The organism is Peribacillus sp. B65 (assembly GCF_058513295.1).
This window is the reverse complement of the sequence record NZ_CP195840.1, coordinates 1,650,858-1,667,426: the sequence shown is the minus strand read 5'-3', so window position 1 is coordinate 1,667,426 and position 16,569 is coordinate 1,650,858. Positions and strand designations below refer to the sequence as shown.

Sequence of the window (16,569 nt, the reverse complement as noted above, 5' to 3'; positions counted from 1 at the left end):
CTTTTAGATGGACTTCAGCATACTTCATCCTTCAACGAATTATCTTATGTAATGGATTATATTCACAAGACTTTTATTTGTCAATAAGGGGCGGCTTCTTTCTAAAGTGAACGCGGGCATGAAGTACAAAAACTTTCAATACTGCCAATATGGGAATTGAAAGGACCATGCCCATGATACCTCCTATTTCACCCCCGGCCAATAATGCGAGCATGATGAACAGCGGATGCATATGGAGGCTTTTACCGACTATAAGCGGCGAAAGGATATTTCCCTCAAGAAATTGAAGTACAAGCACGATGACCGCGATGATCAACACCATCTTAACCGACATTGTCGCGGCGATGACCAGTGCAGGAATCGCCCCAATAATCGGTCCGAAATACGGAATGACATTCGTTATCCCGATTATCGCCCCCAATAGAAGCGGATATTGCATTCCGACTATCCAGAAGAGCAGCGAGGAAATCAAACCGATCACGACACAGACGATGATTTGTCCGCGGATATATCCGCCAAGCGACGCATCCACATCACGAATGAATGCCCGTCCCTGCTTGCGCCATTTTTTCGGCGTCATATACCATGCCATTTTTTTTAAAACAGTGAAATCTTTCAGGATATAAAATGCGATGAATGGAATCAATGCAATCAGGACGATGAAATCAATCATCTTCATTGCATACTCCATCGCCTTTTCAGGTATACGCTTCAACCAATCTTCGAAAAGGGTGACACCTTCTTCGAACCTTTCATGAATTCCGAACGGCCAGGCCGCCGTTTGATGATTGAGTTTATCGATGCTGCCCCGGTACTGTTCAACGAGTTCCGGCACGCTTTCCGACAGCTCGCGGACCTGGCTGACCATCACTGGGATACCTTTATAAACAGCAAAGCCGATCCCTCCGAAAAACAATAAATAGATGATTGTAATCGAAAGCCAGCGACGCATCCCCTTCTCATTTAAATATTCCACTACAGGGTGGAGCAAGTAACTGATGAACGCACCGATCAAAAAAGGCAGCAGTACCGTCACACATACAGCAACGACAGGTCCCCACATGGGCTTAAGTTTCATAAAAATATAGATAACGAAAAATAAGAGCAATAAAAAACCCAGGCGATAAAACCACTTTAGACGAATACTCACAATAAACACCTCCCGCTCATTTATTCTTCGAAAGGCGGGAGGTTTTCATACATAAAAAAGAGTGCCCTCATTATCAGGACACCCATTCCTGCTATAATAATGATTTTAATCTTTTGCGTATTTTCTTCATGTTCCGTTTAAACATCTTCGAGTTCATCAAGTCCGAACCCATATTCATTAGAGTATTGCGTGAACGTCTAGCCATTGCAAACACCTCTTCCGTTATTTACATACCGAAGCGGCGGTCATTTTCCTCAAACAAATCGTCCAATGAGCTTAAACTTCCATCTTCCTCGACTTGGTGCGTATTTATGAGCCCTTCGGATAGAGTCATTTCAATAAAGCAATTCCAACAATAATATTGATTTACGCCAATCTTCCCAACATCTTTACTGCGGCAATTCGGACATTTAATTTCCAAAATGGACACCTCACTGTTCATAAACTGAAACAATGATGGTATCCTTCCCTAATGCAGGCGGCTGTTTTGATTCTATCACTGTCGACTCCGAGAAAAACCCATCCGTTGTTTCATACGCTATAATCGTGCCCATTTTTTCCTTGAAATATACATCCTGCAGTAAACCAAGCTCTTCGCCCATTTCTGAAAAAAGCATGCGTCCCAATAATTCGTCCTTCGAGAGGCAAATGGAATCCGCAGGCACCTTCCTTAAGGTTGAATCCTGTTGCATGATGACGATCCCATCTGGACCGAATGAAGAAATATCGTCGAGTTTCAAATGAAAAGCTCTTTTGAACAATGCATGTTGATGAACGACCAACCCTGTTACCTGACCCATTTCAGAAATTGATAAATCGTGGACCGTACCGATTTTTTCTCCTTTGATTGTAAAAACCGGCATCCCTTTCAATAAAGAAAACGTCCGCAAGGTCATCCCGCCTTTCCGAACATTTTTATTATCTCTTTACTATTGTAAATAGATGTGCTGAAAGGTTTTCCATTGTTGGTCCCTCTTCCGGTAAAACAGAAACCAGGCCATAAAAAAAGACCGGTTTCCCGGTCTAATACACTTACTTTACCATCCTCTGCTGGCACCTCCGCCACCGGAACTTCCTCCGCCGCCGCCCCGTGGACCGCCGCTGCCGCCTCCACGGCCGCCGCCACCTCCGCGACTGATGATTATCAAGAGAATATTGATTAGCGTTTGAAGGAAAAATCCTTTAAAGAACTTGGCATCGAGGATGACTACGATGATGACTACGATGATAATGAGGAAAATCTGTAAACCTGATGGCTGAAAGGTTTCTGACTCGGGCTGAACGGAGAGATCTTGATAAAACTCGTCACCTAGGTCGTATTCCTTCGTGACATCGTTATATACAGCCTTATAGGTCTCCGTCAGGGCAACATCATATTTACCCTCTTTCAGCGCAGGGATAGCCACATCATCCAAAATCTGTCCAGATCTTATATCGGTAATGGCCCCTTCCAAACCGTACCCCACTTCAATGCGGATTTTCTGTTCTTCCATGGCCAGCACAATGAGGACTCCATTGTTCAGCTCGGCATCACCAAGCTTGAATGATCTAAATGCCTCGACCGAGTACTCCTCGATTTCGGATCCTTCCATCGAATCAACCGTCAAAATGGAAATTTGTGCTTTTGTGGCATCATCCAATCGTTTCCCAAGTTCGATGAGTTCGGATTTTTCCTGATCATCCAGGACTCCAGCAAAGTCCTGAACATATATATCCCCAACTGGTTCAGGGATGTTAGGTTGTGCTGCGGCTACGTTTGCTAAACCGAACGTGAGAATGAAGAATAGCGCAAACACAGCGAGTCTTTTCATTATTTATTGCTCCCGAAATCAACCTTTGGCGTTTCTTTTTCTTGATCGGTCACTTCAAAATATGGTTTGGCATCGAACCCGAACACTCCTGCCATCATATTCTTCGGAAAGCGTTTAATCATTTTATTATAGTTGGTAACTTCATCATTATAGTCTTTTCGTGCTACCGTCAGCCGATTTTCCGTTCCTTCCAAACTATCCATGAGACCCTTAAAGTTCTCATTGGCCTTTAAATCCGGATAGTTTTCGACAACCACCAAAAGTCGGCTCAAGGCCCCACTCAATTCTTGATCGGCATCAATCGCATCTTCAGTGGAATTGGCACCGGCCAGCTTCGAGCGTGCATCACTCACCGCTTTAATGGCTTCCGTTTCATGCGAAGCATAACCCTTCACCGTTTCGACAAGATTTGGAATCAAATCCGCTCTTCGTTTTAATTGATTATCCACTTGCGACCATTTATTGTCGACGTCTTCACTGGCACTTACAAGGCCGTTGTATGAAGATGCCCCATAAATGACAAGTAAAACGACAATGACTATTCCTATTATCCAACCTTTTTTCATCAAATCCCCCCTACTCTTTCACATATTAGTTATAATTCCACCAAAACTATGAATTTTAAACAAAATGCATCCTAAAGAACCCGCTACATAAAATCATAAGGCGTGACATTCTCCATCCCGATCATCGGGTCAGCATGCATGAGAATATCAAGATAACTCGATTGTTGCGGTACTTCTCCCTTTTCCGCCGGCATTTCTTCTTCGCTCAAAATCTCCCGCAGCTTTTCACGCAAAGTCGTTTTGCGGCGCATCTCATCATTACGCTCGATCCCTAAACGGAATGCATCTTCTTCACCACAAAGGATCAAGAAATTTTTACTGCGCGTAATCGCCGTATACAATAAATTACGTCGGAGCATCCGATAATAGCTTTTCACTACAGGTAAAATGACAATGGGGAATTCGCTTCCCTGCGACTTATGGATGGAGCAGCAATATGCATGTGTGATCTGGTTCAAGTCCTGCTTCGTGTATGTCACCTCGATGCCTTCGAACGATATGATTACTTTATCGACATGATCGGTATTTTCTTTAGCGAACAATATGGACACGATTTCTCCCATATCGCCATTAAAGACACCCTCCTCTGGCTGGTTCACCAGTTGAAGCACCTTATCTCCCGTTCTGTATATTACGTCTCCGAATTTTATTTCCCGCCGCTTTTCATCCGCATTGCTATTGAACACTTCCTGAAGCATTTTATTCAGTGCATCAATCCCGGCAGGCCCTCTATACATGGGAGCCAGCACCTGTATATCCTTGGCCGTGAAGCCTTTCGTCCTGGCATTGGCAACGACTTTCTCGATTACTTGGGCGATTTGACCGGTTTGGCAGCGAATGAACGATCGGTCTTCTTGCTGTTTCGTGACATCAGCCGGAAGCCTTCCCTTTTTGATTTCATGGGCCAATTCAATGATCGACGAGCCATCGGCTTGACGATAAATATGTTCCAGACTGACAGTCGGTACACAATTCGATGCAAGCAAATCCTTTAAAACCTGCCCAGGGCCAACAGATGGCAGCTGATCTTCATCACCAACCAATATCACTTGGACATTTTCCGGCAGAGCTTTAAACAATTGATGGGCCAGCCACGTATCCACCATGGAAACCTCATCGATGATTACAATACGGCCATCCAGCTGATTATCCTCATCATGGGAAAAGCCTTCACTCCCGTTCCACCCGAGCAAACGGTGGATCGTAACAGCGGGAAGCCCAGTCGATTCGGCCATGCGTTTCGCTGCCCGGCCAGTAGGAGCCGCAAGTACGAATGGAAATGGATCGCTTCCTTCTTTTTTATAATCGTTAATGTCCATGGATACGCCATGCAGCTCTGCATATAGCTCAACGATTCCTTTAATGACTGTCGTTTTACCGGTACCCGGTCCGCCCGTCAAGATTAACATGGGTGATTGCAGGGCCGTTTGGATCGCTTCCTTTTGGGCCGGGGCATAGGAAACATCCAGACGCTCTTCCAGCTCCCCAAGTGCAAGCAAGAACTCAGATTCGGGGAACTGGTCCTCATACTCGCTTTGAGCAAGCAGCCTCTTTATGTTCATTACGATTCCCTTTTCCGAATAGAATAGCGAAGGCGGATAAATTCGTTGATCCTCGACAACTATTTTCCCCTCTTGCGTCAATTCGATTATTTCCGAGGAAATGTTCGTGAATTCAATACGATCCCGTTTATTTTCCTCCAGCAGCCGTTTGACTGCTTCCAAAAGCTGCTCGGCTTCTATGTAGATATTTCCTTCCTGCAGGCATTGTGATTCAAGCGTATACAAGCATGCAGCCTTGATTCGGTCGGGATGGCTGCCGGAAATGCCCAGCTGATGCCCAAGCTCATCCGCCCGTCCAAAACCAATCCCTTCAATATCCTCTACGAGCTTATACGGATTCCCCTGAACCATCGTGATCGTATCCTGTTTATACATTTGATATATCTTCATCGACACCTGCGGACCGAAGCCATATTGATTCAGGGCGATCATCACCTGCTCCAGACCTTGATGCTCGACCAATGTATCATAGAGGCCCTTTGCCTTTTCACCGGATAGCTTCGGGATATCATCAAGCAGCGAGGGCTGAGCCAGAATTTTTGAAATTGCCTTTTCACCCAGTGTCTCAACAATGCTTTCAGCTGTTTTCTTCCCAATGCCCTTGAAAAGGTCACCTGATAAATAACTGACGATGCCTTCCTTGGATTGAGGCAAATCCTTGCGAAAATGCTCTACATGAAATTGAAGGCCAAAACGCGGATGTTCCTTCATGGCCCCATAAAAAATATAGATCTCATCCTCATGCATCCTTGGAAAATAACCAGTTACGACCGCTTCCTTCTCTTCATAATTCAGATTCGTTTCATGCACACGAATTCTTACAACCGAGTACATATTTTCTTCATTATGAAAGATCGTCACTAAATGACTTCCCTTCATGAACATTTTCTCTTCTGAAAACAAATCCAACGAGTCTTGCTGGCTCAACGCTTCTCCCCACCTTTCCATGCATATGCTTTTTATTTACTCTGCATTCATTTCTTCCAACAGTTTCTTACCGTGTGCAGCAAGCATATGGTCTGGCTGTGCTTCCAAAGCCTTGTCAAAATAAGCCATCGCTGCTTGAGCATCCTCACGATACCCTGCAAACGCAACACCTAAATTATAATAAGCATCCGCATGTCCCGGATCCTGTTCCACAACTAAATTCAGCTGATTGATCAATTCATCATATAATTCCGCATTAGCAAGACATAACGCATATTGGAATCTTGCATCAACGTCCTCAGGGCTCAGCTCCACAGTTCTCTGTAAATAAGGCATCGCCAATTTCGGCTGATCCAATGCCATCAATGTCAATCCAAGCATGAAGTAAGCATCGCTGTTATCCAGTCCCAATCGGATTGCCTTTTCGAACATATCCTTCGCTTCGACTAGTTTAGAATCTGATTCATAATATAAGTTTCCTAATGAATAGTAAGCCGCTGCCGCATTTTCATCCAGCTCGATCGCCTTTTTGTAAAACTTGACCGCTTTATCCGTTTCACCAACGGCAGTCAATACATTCCCAAAGTTTATGTAGGCAACAGGCTCATTCGGATTTTCCTCGATCGCCTCATTAAAAACCTTCGCCGCTTCTTCGTATTTCCCTTGCTGCATAAATTCAATTCCTTGTTGATTCTTATCCATATCCATTCACACTCCATTTTTATATTAAAAAGTATAGCATAAGCCAGTGGCCCAATTCAGGCGTATACCCGCAATCCAAAAGAAGTCCCCAACCGCAAACACAGCTGGGGACATGCTTATTTTACCCTACGTAAGTCAGTTTTTCACCTTTTTTAAATACTTCATCAATCGTACCGCCGCCAAGGCATACTTCACCTTCATAGAATACGACTGCTTGTCCAGGTGTGATCGCGCGGACTGGCTCGTCAAAGATGACTTCGACGTCACCATTGTCCAAGACCTTCACCTTAACACCGCTATCCTCTTGACGGTACCTGAACTTTGCCGTACATGTAAATTCACCCGCAGGTATATGTTCCGCTACCCAGCTGACATTCACTGCACGAAGGGAATTGGAATACAGTACATCATTATCAAAGCCTTGACACACATATAAAACATTGCGTTTCAAGTCTTTTCCCGCAACAAACCAAGGTTCGCCGCTGCCGCCGATCCCTAGACCGTGACGCTGACCGATGGTGTAATACATCAATCCGTCATGCTTGCCCATGACCTTGCCATCCATCGTGACCATATCACCGGGCTGAGCTGGGAGGTAATTGCTTAAAAACTCTTTGAAATTGCGTTCACCGATAAAACAGATGCCTGTAGAATCTTTTTTCGTTGCCGTGGCAAGACCCGCTTCTTTCGCAATTTCACGGACTTCCTTCTTATCAATGTGTCCAAGCGGAAACATGACTTTTTCCAACTGTTCTTGAGTAAGCTGGTTCAAGAAGTACGTTTGATCTTTATTATTATCGACACCGCGAAGCATTTTGTATTCGCCATCCCGGTATTCAACCTGTGCGTAATGACCTGTGGCCACATAATCGGCACCAAGGCTTACGGCATGTTCAAGAAATGCCTTGAACTTGATTTCCTTATTGCACATTACATCCGGATTCGGGGTGCGCCCCGCTTTATACTCATCCAAGAAATAAGTGAAAACTTTATCCCAATACTGCTTTTCAAAATTGACCGCATAATAAGGGATGCCGATTTGATTACAAACGGCAATTACATCATTGTAATCTTCCGTTGCCGTACAGACTCCGTTTTCATCTGTATCATCCCAGTTCTTCATGAAAATCCCGACCACATCATAGCCTTGATTCTTCAATAGCAGGGCTGACACAGAAGAATCCACGCCTCCTGACATACCCACGACGACGCGGGTGTCCTGTGGTGCTTTTCTCATTCTGTCACCTCATTTATTTAAAGTGAGAATTATCTTCTCACTAATCTATTAACGATTTTAACGGTAGTTTCAGCCGCCTGCCTTACTTCCTCTTCCGTGTTGTTCAGACCGAAGCTGTAACGAATCGAATTCTTCGTCCGCTCCGAATCTTTCCCGAACATCGCCACAAGCACATGCGACGGATCGATTGACCCAGCAGTACAAGCGGATCCGCTCGATACAGCAACACCTGCCAAGTCCATATTAACGAGCATCGATTCCACATTCGTACCAGGAAAACTAACATTCAGCAAATGCGGCAGCGACTGTTCCATAGCTCCGTTAATTTCATATTGTACATCCGCCTCATCCAAGACGGCAAGCAATACGTCTTTAAAACGCTTGTATTGCTCCTTTTTCTTTTCCATCGTGCTTTGTGCAATTAAAACAGCTTCTGCAAAACCGGCAATTGCAGGCACGCTCTCCGTACCAGCACGGCGCTTGCGTTCTTGTTCCCCGCCATATAAATGAGGATTCAGCTTCAAGCCTTCACGTATATAAAGAAAGCCGATTCCTTTTGGACCGTTGATTTTATGTGCGGATACGCTAAGCAAATCCACACCCAACTCACGGACGTCGATAGAGATCAAACCATATGCCTGAACCGCATCCGTATGGAAAATGGCTTGATGCCCCTTGAGCAGCTGCCCAATTTCAGCAATCGGCTGGACCGTTCCAACCTCATTATTGCCGAACATGACCGAAACCAAAATCGTGTCATCCCGCAATGCGGCCTTTAAATCGGCAATTGAAATAAGCCCCGCTTCATTCACAGGTAAATATGTGACCTCAAAGCCAGACTTCTCAAGGTATTGGCATGTATGCAAAACCGCATGATGCTCAATCTCCGTAGTAATGATGTGCTTTCCTTGTTCTTTATAAGCATTCGCAACACCAATGATCGCCGTATTATCCGCCTCGGTTCCGCCGCTCGTGAAAATGATTTCATTCCGCCCCGCACCGATGCTCGCTGCAATACTCGAACGCGCCTCATCTAAAACATGGCGCGCCTCCCGCCCGAACGCATGAATGCTCGACGGATTCCCGAAGTCATTGCTCATGACCGTCATCATCCTATCGATCACATTCGGATGCATCGGTGAAGTCGCAGCATGATCTAAATATATTCTGTCCACTTTTTTGTCGCCTCCATTAAAAAACGCAAGCGCCTACATAATAGGCGCATTGCTAATCACTTAAATATAGTACATATAAGAATCGATTTCACCCGTATCCTTGTAGCTCGCCAAATCCATAAGCGTCGTATTATCCAATACATCCTTCACAGCATCGCGAATCCGGATCCAAAGCTGGCGCTTCACCGGCTCCTCATCCTCAATTCCTTCAACAGGGGTAATCGGCCCTTCCAATACACGAATCACATCACCCGAAGTAATCTCCTGAGGATCCTTAGACAGGACATACCCGCCATACGCACCGCGCACACTCTTCACCAATCCCGCATTACGAAGCGGCGCAATCAACTGCTCCAAATAATGCTCCGACAGATTATGCGTCTGGGCAATCGATTTCAAACTCTTCGGGCCTTCACCATAATGTTTAGCAAGCTCGATCATAATCGTCAAACCATAACGGCCTTTAGTAGATATCTTCATACATATACACCTCAAATTATTTATCCGTTTCTAAATTCTTTTGAAATTATAGCATATTCCCGCCGGAAATGCATTCACCCGCCCTTCATTTGTCAAATTATCCTAATTGGAGAGGTAGGAAAAGATAAAAAAAGGTTGGGTTAGGACGGAATTTTGGCCTGGACGGTCGGATTTTTGCGGGGTTAGGTCGAATCTTTCACCCGGACGGTCGGATTATTGCAGAGATAGGTCGGATCTTTCGCTCGGACGGTCGGATTTTTGCAGGGATAGGTCGGATCTTTCGCCCGGACGGTAGGATTATTGGGTGCTAGAACGAATTTTTCGATCGGAAGCTGGATTATTTACGCTAGGTCGGATTTTTCGATCGGACGGTCGGATTATTGCAGAGATAGGTCGAATCTTTCGCCCGGACGGTCGGATTATTGCAGGGATAGGTCGGATCTTTCGCTTGGAAGCTGGATTATTTACGCTAGGTCGGATTTTTCGCTCGAACGGTCGGATTTTTGTGAGGATAGGTCGAATCTTTCAACCGAACGGTCGGATTATTGCAAGGATAGGTCGAATTAATACAAAAGTTCATCCATGCCACATTTAATTTCACTAAAATACAGGAAATCACTTTATTAACCGAGAATACTTCACTTAAATCTATAAGGAGTGGTTATCATGATTATTAAAAACTGCAAGAGGCCTTTAAAAATAGACATGCTCGAAGCTCTGATGAGACGCTTACCTCCTGGGCATGCGAAGCACCCGGCAATTATTGAAGATATCAAAAAAATCAAGGCTGGATACAACGGTGAAAACAGAGTCTTTCAATCTCTTAAATCCCTTCCTGAAAAAGAGTATCTACTCTTTCATGACCTCCGACTTATTGGATCACCTTTCCCCTTCCAAATGGACATCCTCATTCTCACATCCTCTTTCCTTTTAATCCTTGAAGTCAAAAACATGGCTGGTGAAATTTTTTTCGATAATGCATTCAATCAACTTATCCGTACAAATACAGATGGAAAAACCGAAGCTTTTGATGATCCCATATTGCAAGTGAGCCGGCAGCGCCAGCACTTGTTAGACTGGTTAAAAACAAAAAGAACGAACAACCTTCCAGTTGAAACTCTCGTAGTCAGTGCCAATTCTTCAACGATCATTCGGGCCGGGAATACGGATATTAATAGAATAGTGACACGTAAGGATCGGATTCTACTTAAAATTGAGGAATTAAAAAACAAGTATAACGAAGCGGTCCTTTCTACTAGAGCAATGAAACGATTATCGAATTTATTGCTTGATAGTCACATCCCTTATATTCCTAAACCGCTCGAGAATTATAGAATTCCGATTACCGCCCTCCAAACCGGAGTATTCTGCGATAAGTGTCATGCATTTTCGATGGAGCGGAAATCAAGAAAGTGGATTTGCCGTACCTGTTTGGATATTTCCCTCGATGCACACATTTCGGCACTATATGATTATCTATACCTCGTCAAACCTACCATTACCAACAGGGAATTTCGAAACTTCCTACAACTCCAATCCCCATCCAGTGCAAAAAAACTATTACTTTCACTAAAACTGAATCATTCCGGCCATACTAGAGGCAGATATTATATATTAAATTCTCTCATAGAAGGAGAGGTCGGATTTTTACGTCGGTAGGTCGGATTAGTCCTCTGGTAGGTCGGATTTTCCGCCGGTAGGTCGATTTAGTTCCCCGGTAGGTCGAATTCGTCTACCGCTAGGTCGGATTTTTACGCCGCTAGGTCGAATTAGTCACCTGCTAGGTCGGATTTTTCCGCCGGTAGGTCGAATTAGTCAACCGCTAGGTCGGATTTTTCCGCCGGTAGGTCGAATTAGTCAACCGCTAGGTCGGATTTTTCCGCCGGTAGGTCGAATTAGTCCACTGCTAGATCGAATTATCGATCTCACAGCATAAATTAAATCCCGAAACGGACTACTATAATAGGAATTCACCCTCTTTTACAGCATAATCAGCGCATTTCCCCCATCAGTTGTGATACCTTATATAAAAAGGAGAGGTGCGCAATGAATATTAAACCGCTTGCTTTCCGGATGCGGCCTCGGTCGATAGATGAGATCATCGGGCAGGAGCATCTGGTCGGTGAAGGGAAAATTATCGCAAGGATGGTGAAAGCCAAGCAGCTTTCTTCCATGATACTGTATGGTCCGCCGGGAATTGGCAAGACTTCGATTGCAAGTGCGATTGCCGGAAGCACGAAGTTTGCTTTCAGGACACTGAACGCGGTGACCAATAATAAAAAGGATATGGAAATCGTGGCAGCAGAGGCTAAGATGTCCGGAAAAGTGATTCTGCTGCTTGATGAGGTTCACCGGCTCGATAAGGCGAAGCAGGATTTCCTTTTGCCTTATCTTGAAAACGGGATGATCACCTTGATTGGTGCAACGACCAGCAATCCCTATCATGCAATCAATCCGGCCATTCGAAGCAGGTGCCAGATTTTCGAGCTCAAATCATTGGAAACCAATGATATTACCAAAGCTCTGGAACGGGCACTTCATGATGAAGAGCGCGGGCTTGGTGCGTATATAACGGATGTCAGCCTTGATGCCCTTACCCATTTCGCGACGGCTTCGAACGGAGATGTCCGCAGTGCGCTTAACGCTCTTGAGCTCGCCGTCATTTCCACCGAACCCGATGAGTCCGGAACGATACATATAGATCTGCAAATTGCCGAGGAATGCATGCAGAAAAAAAGCTTCTCACATGACAAGGATGGAGATGCCCATTATGATGTTCTGTCGGCTTTCCAAAAATCTATTCGCGGCAGTGATGTGAATGCAGCCCTTCATTATTTGGGGCGCTTGGTCGAAGCCGCCGATCTTGTCAGCATTGCCCGCCGCATGGTGGTCATTGCCTACGAAGACATTGGTCTCGCCAATCCGCAGGCTGGTCCCAGGGCCCTCGCTGCAGTCGAAGCCGCTGAACGGCTCGGGTTTCCCGAAGCCCGGATTCCACTTGCCAACTCCGTGATCGAGTTATGCCTATCACCTAAATCGAATACCGCCATTACCGCAATTGATGCGGCTCTTTCCGATATTCGCAGCGGCCATAGTGGAGATGTACCGGATCATCTTAAGGATGCCCATTACAAAGGGGCCACTGAACTCGGACGCGGCATCGGCTACCTTTATCCGCATGACTACGAGAATGGCTGGGTGAAGCAGCAATACTTACCCGACAAACTGCACAGAAAAAAATACTACAAACCGAAAAAGAGCGGGAAATTCGAACAAGCCCTTGCCTCGGTATATGAAAATATCGAGAAAAAGAAATAACTCCGGATCGCTTCAGACCCGGAGTTTCTTTATTGTGGGAAATGAAAACTTTTAACATGCCTCATGTTGACAAAAATCGCCTCCCCTTGAGCATTCACCATCTCAATGATGCCATCTTTCACTGCACTGATCATCCCGATATTCTGCGGATGCATCCCCAAGTCGAGCACCACCAGTTTATTGGTTAACTTTTTTACCTGTTCCTCCAATGTCCTGGCCCAGCTTAAAGATGAAACCTGTGCCAATTGTTCCCCTTTATTCAAACCGTATGGACCCTTTTCATCATTACAAACCGAAAGCCACTTTAAATGATCCATCGAAATGAACATCGTTTTAAATACTGGCGAATAAAAGACGAAATAGTTATTCATGATGCCCACGATATAACCATGAACCGAGTTTTTTTTCGTGAGCAGGATTTCAACAAACATCCCCTTCGCATTCATCAGTAATTTTCGGAACGAGGTCTCGTCAATCTCCGGCTCTCCTCCCGAACCAATCTCCTCATCGATTATAGGAAAGGAAAAATTCTTAATGTGCCGGAATGGAACGTAACGGTAGGCTTTTCCAGTATACAAAACGATGATGTCAGAACTTACTTCAATTAAAATCCCCGCTTCATGTATATTCCCTGAGAGCTCCAGTTCCATATACTGGCCTATATGTTTTGCTAACAAGCGACGCTTCCCCCTTTATATTAAGATCAACCAAACAAAATGGTTGCTTGGCCATTTTAAAAGCATTTGAACATAAACTTTTGCAAATGAAAAAATAAATCAAAGGTGTATTGAATCCCAATGAATCCATCTTTGGCAATAACGGCATGTCCACCTTCCATAAGAAGGCACAACAACTCGATTTTGGTTGCTGTACCTGTTTGGTATTTCTTTACCGGATATTTTGATTTGAAGCTTTGATTAAGTTCTCAATCCAAATTTGCTTGAATGCATTTGCACGAGGACTTCTGCGTCTTCCTGATCTTTCATCTGAGCTTGAGCTTGAGCTTGAAGAGCTTTCATATGAGCTTGAGCTTGAAGAGCTTTCATATGAAGAACTGCTCTCTTCTAATGAACTGCTTTCATCCTTTCTACTTCCGTTTGCTGAATTTCCATTTGCTGAATTCGCGTTTGATGCACCTCCGTCCGACGAACCTCCATCTTCGGAATTTTCATCTGTCTCCTCTTCAGCTTCTTCCTCTACCTTCACAGTTAAGGCAACGAATTGGACATGATCAGTTGGCACATAAAATAATTCTTCTTTATGCACAACGATAAGGTACGTATCAGCCACTTTCATCAGGATGCCCTCAACCCTCTCAGGTCCACCAGCGAAAACGGATACCCAGTTGTGGACTAAGCGAGTCAGAAGGCCATTAAGTGTATCGGTTCCGTTATAAACAAATTCAGGCAATAATTGTTCGTCTGATTCTTCGATCACTGTTACACTTTTAATATGGGAAATCGGGTATAAAACAAGCCCATCCTTCTCCGTGGATAAAACTAAAAATTCATCTTTCACATCTACAACCCGGCCAACTTTAGATCCCGGACCGCCGCCATTCACTTGAATGCAGCTAGTTTGAAGTGTTGACAGCACTCCTAAAAAACTGGTCGGAAATACTGTTTCTTCTTCCTCGGCCAATAAATCGACTTGTGACTTTTTCGCATTCGCGACAACTATTTTCAAATGATCCCTTGCGTAATACACAAGTTGAGTTTGTTCATCTTTCCCTGTTTGTAAAACGATATAATCGCTTAATACTCCTATAAGCCTGCCTTCTCTAGAATCAGGCCCGCCTTTAAACACCCTCACCGATTTTCCTGTTAAAGCATCAAGGTACGGTAAACCAACAGTCTCTGCCATTTTTCCTTTAGCCTCCAATAGTTATTTATACTTTAATGATATCCGTACTGCATATATATGCGCCTGCTTTCCAATACGGACTCTGCTTATCACCCATTTTGTAGGAAATCGTCGTACGCCTAGAAATTCCCTTTTGAAAAATCACTTTTTCCATTCTATTCAACTTTTAAAAAAGGGCCTTACTTTTTAATAAAAAAACTCGGGAATTTTTTCCGGAGTTACATCAACATATTTCTATATAGAATGAAATGGCTACACAGGAGCTTTACTTTGTCCGGATTTTGTCACGGTTCATGCAGCTTGCCAAACTATAACTTCGTTTACATCACAGAATAACAGGTGATTTTTAAATCTGATTCTGTATATAGCTCCACATACTGCTCAGCTGAAACATTTTGCGGAGCTGCCTCGATCAGCGGCGGATACCGTCCTTCCCCTACCGGGAATTGAAAAGGTAGCTGGAACTCACCGTTTTCAAAACAGCCTACCCTTCATAAATTCCACGACTATTTACCTAGAGGAAATCCAGACTTTTATATAGCCGTGCTGCTACAATGTCATAGCTTTAAACCCTTGCTATATCAGCATTCAATTCAAAAAAATTCAAACCAATTATAAAAAACAATTAAACTTTTAAGTCATAACAAAAACCTTTTATTGGCTTCCAAATATGTCAAAGGTATTATAAAGTAGCAAAATATACTATTCTTTTATTATGAAATTAAATATAATAGATGAAGTGGTTACAAAAAGAGGAAGGAAGTAAAATATGAGACATGAAAAAAAGAAGAAAAAGAAGCGGACATGGCTGAAGGTAGTCGGGGTAATTGTCCTACTATTCATATTAGCTGGGGGAGCCTTTGCCTACTCCGTATGGAATTCACTGACAAAAACCGTTGACACGATGCATACACCAATAGACCGTACCACCGATAAACGAAATAAGGACCTTGCACTATCAGATCAGGAGCCATTCTCGATGCTCATGCTCGGTGTCGATGAACGTGATGGCGACAAAGGCCGTTCAGATACTATGATCGTCTTGACGGTCAATCCACAAAAGAAATCGGTCAAAATGCTAAGCATTCCGCGTGATACACGGACTGAAATCGTCGGTCATGGAACACAGGATAAAATCAATCATGCATTTGCCTTCGGCGGCGCGAAAATGTCCATGGATACAGTTGAAAACTTCCTTGATATCCCAATCGACTATTATATGAAGATCAATATGGAAGGCTTTAAGGATATCGTTGACGCAGTCGGCGGTGTGACCGTACAAAACGATTTGGATTTCACATCCGATGGCATTCATTTTGCAAAAGGTACGCATACTCTTAACGGGAAAGAAGCCCTTGCCTATTCAAGAATGAGACATGATGATCCTAGTGGTGATTTCGGCCGTCAATCCAGACAACGTGCCATCATCGAGGCTGTCATCAAGGAAGGCGCTAGCCTTTCATCATTGACGAAATACGATGAAGTCTTCGCTGCACTCGGTAATAATATCCAGACGAATTTGACGTTTGATGACATGATGGACATCCAAAAGAACTACAGGGACGCAAGCAAAAGCATTACCCAATCATCTATAAATGGCAACGGTACGAAAATCGACGGAATCTACTATTATATCGTGTCGGATGAAGAAAAAGAAAAGGTTCAATCCGAATTAAAAGAACAATTATCCATCAAATAAGAAAAAATGAAAGAGCTGTCCGGACCCGCATCCTGACAGCTTTTTCATTTTCCCCGTCCAATATTCTGACAAAAAACGA

General features: G+C 44.1%; 16 protein-coding genes. 3 read left to right on the top strand and 13 right to left on the bottom strand.

Annotated elements, in window-relative coordinates:
* Positions 1-73 precede the first annotated feature (73 nt).
* From ACSR9O_RS08135 to cymR, 10 genes are all read right to left on the bottom strand, one after another.
* Entirely contained in the window at positions 74-1,150 is a 1,077-nt protein-coding gene (locus tag ACSR9O_RS08135) for an AI-2E family transporter (protein ID WP_101222644.1), read from the bottom strand.
* 226 nt (positions 1,151-1,376) lie between these two features.
* Positions 1,377-1,592 carry a YrzR-like zinc ribbon domain gene (locus ACSR9O_RS08130; RefSeq protein ID WP_034311361.1) on the bottom strand — a complete coding sequence of 72 codons (216 nt, stop codon included), beginning with the start codon at positions 1,590-1,592 and terminating at the stop codon, positions 1,377-1,379.
* A complete protein-coding gene (locus tag ACSR9O_RS08125; RefSeq protein ID WP_101222645.1) occupies positions 1,582-2,040 on the bottom strand; it encodes a PRC-barrel domain-containing protein in 459 nt (152 codons plus the stop codon). Before ACSR9O_RS08125 ends, ACSR9O_RS08130 begins: the two co-directional genes overlap by 11 nt.
* 147 nt (positions 2,041-2,187) lie before the next feature.
* Entirely contained in the window at positions 2,188-2,961 is a 774-nt protein-coding gene (locus tag ACSR9O_RS08120; RefSeq protein WP_491724276.1) for a TPM domain-containing protein, read from the bottom strand.
* Positions 2,961-3,530 carry a LemA family protein gene (locus tag ACSR9O_RS08115; RefSeq protein WP_491724275.1) on the bottom strand — a complete coding sequence of 190 codons (570 nt, stop codon included), beginning with the start codon at positions 3,528-3,530 and terminating at the stop codon, positions 2,961-2,963. Before ACSR9O_RS08115 ends, ACSR9O_RS08120 begins: the two co-directional genes overlap by 1 nt.
* Positions 3,531-3,610: 80 nt before the next feature.
* Positions 3,611-6,016: an SF1B family DNA helicase RecD2 gene (gene recD2, locus ACSR9O_RS08110; RefSeq protein WP_491724274.1), complete on the bottom strand. Its 2,406-nt coding sequence runs from the start codon at positions 6,014-6,016 to the stop codon at positions 3,611-3,613.
* Between the two features lie 36 nt (positions 6,017-6,052).
* A complete protein-coding gene (locus ACSR9O_RS08105) occupies positions 6,053-6,718 on the bottom strand; it encodes a tetratricopeptide repeat protein (protein ID WP_214745126.1) in 666 nt (221 codons plus the stop codon).
* A 121-nt stretch (positions 6,719-6,839) separates the two neighbouring features.
* Positions 6,840-7,955, bottom strand: coding sequence for a tRNA 2-thiouridine(34) synthase MnmA (gene mnmA, locus ACSR9O_RS08100; RefSeq protein ID WP_101222649.1), 1,116 nt, complete (start codon positions 7,953-7,955; stop codon positions 6,840-6,842).
* A 29-nt stretch (positions 7,956-7,984) separates the two neighbouring features.
* Complete coding sequence (locus tag ACSR9O_RS08095) at positions 7,985-9,130, bottom strand: cysteine desulfurase family protein (RefSeq protein WP_491724273.1); 1,146 nt, start codon at positions 9,128-9,130, stop codon at positions 7,985-7,987.
* A 60-nt stretch (positions 9,131-9,190) separates the two neighbouring features.
* Entirely contained in the window at positions 9,191-9,610 is a 420-nt protein-coding gene (gene cymR / locus ACSR9O_RS08090; protein ID WP_034308657.1) for a cysteine metabolism transcriptional regulator CymR, read from the bottom strand.
* A 666-nt stretch (positions 9,611-10,276) separates the two neighbouring features.
* Here cymR and ACSR9O_RS08085 point away from each other — a divergent pair.
* Together ACSR9O_RS08085 and ACSR9O_RS08080 are read left to right on the top strand one after the other, a co-directional pair.
* Entirely contained in the window at positions 10,277-11,269 is a 993-nt protein-coding gene (locus tag ACSR9O_RS08085; RefSeq protein WP_491724272.1) for a nuclease-related domain-containing protein, read from the top strand.
* Between the two features lie 387 nt (positions 11,270-11,656).
* Entirely contained in the window at positions 11,657-12,928 is a 1,272-nt protein-coding gene (locus ACSR9O_RS08080; RefSeq protein WP_491724271.1) for a replication-associated recombination protein A, read from the top strand.
* A gap of 29 nt (positions 12,929-12,957) precedes the next feature.
* Here the strand turns inward: ACSR9O_RS08080 and ACSR9O_RS08075 are convergent, their stop codons facing one another.
* From ACSR9O_RS08075 to ACSR9O_RS08065, 3 genes are all read right to left on the bottom strand, one after another.
* Positions 12,958-13,605 (bottom strand): DUF2642 domain-containing protein, encoded by a 648-nt coding sequence (locus ACSR9O_RS08075; protein WP_101222705.1) that lies wholly within the window; start codon positions 13,603-13,605, stop codon positions 12,958-12,960.
* A gap of 211 nt (positions 13,606-13,816) precedes the next feature.
* Complete coding sequence (locus ACSR9O_RS08070) at positions 13,817-14,791, bottom strand: hypothetical protein (RefSeq protein WP_101222706.1); 975 nt, start codon at positions 14,789-14,791, stop codon at positions 13,817-13,819.
* 25 nt (positions 14,792-14,816) lie between these two features.
* On the bottom strand, positions 14,817-14,945 hold the full coding sequence (locus ACSR9O_RS08065) for a hypothetical protein (protein WP_260358148.1): 129 nt from the start codon (positions 14,943-14,945) through the stop codon (positions 14,817-14,819).
* A 615-nt stretch (positions 14,946-15,560) separates the two neighbouring features.
* On the opposite strand from ACSR9O_RS08065, the gene tagU reads away from it, so the two are divergent.
* Positions 15,561-16,490 carry a polyisoprenyl-teichoic acid--peptidoglycan teichoic acid transferase TagU gene (gene tagU, locus ACSR9O_RS08060; protein ID WP_491724270.1) on the top strand — a complete coding sequence of 310 codons (930 nt, stop codon included), beginning with the start codon at positions 15,561-15,563 and terminating at the stop codon, positions 16,488-16,490.
* The last annotated feature ends 79 nt before the right edge of the window (positions 16,491-16,569 follow it).

Excerpts from the sequence above, each read along its gene's own strand:
- ACSR9O_RS08130 (WP_034311361.1), bottom strand. The coding sequence starts at position 1,592 with ATGAACAGTGAGGTGTCCATTTTGGAAATTAAATGTCCGAATTGCCGC.
- ACSR9O_RS08120 (WP_491724276.1), bottom strand. The coding sequence starts at position 2,961 with ATGAAAAGACTCGCTGTGTTTGCGCTATTCTTCATTCTCACGTTCGGT.
- ACSR9O_RS08105 (WP_214745126.1), bottom strand. The coding sequence starts at position 6,718 with ATGGATAAGAATCAACAAGGAATTGAATTTATGCAGCAAGGGAAATAC.
- mnmA (WP_101222649.1), bottom strand. The coding sequence starts at position 7,955 with ATGAGAAAAGCACCACAGGACACCCGCGTCGTCGTGGGTATGTCAGGA.
- cymR (WP_034308657.1), bottom strand. The coding sequence starts at position 9,610 with ATGAAGATATCTACTAAAGGCCGTTATGGTTTGACGATTATGATCGAG.
- ACSR9O_RS08085 (WP_491724272.1), top strand. The coding sequence starts at position 10,277 with ATGATTATTAAAAACTGCAAGAGGCCTTTAAAAATAGACATGCTCGAA.
- ACSR9O_RS08080 (WP_491724271.1), top strand. The coding sequence starts at position 11,657 with ATGAATATTAAACCGCTTGCTTTCCGGATGCGGCCTCGGTCGATAGAT.
- ACSR9O_RS08070 (WP_101222706.1), bottom strand. The coding sequence starts at position 14,791 with ATGGCAGAGACTGTTGGTTTACCGTACCTTGATGCTTTAACAGGAAAA.
- ACSR9O_RS08065 (WP_260358148.1), bottom strand. The coding sequence starts at position 14,945 with ATGGAAAAAGTGATTTTTCAAAAGGGAATTTCTAGGCGTACGACGATT.
- tagU (WP_491724270.1), top strand. The coding sequence starts at position 15,561 with ATGAGACATGAAAAAAAGAAGAAAAAGAAGCGGACATGGCTGAAGGTA.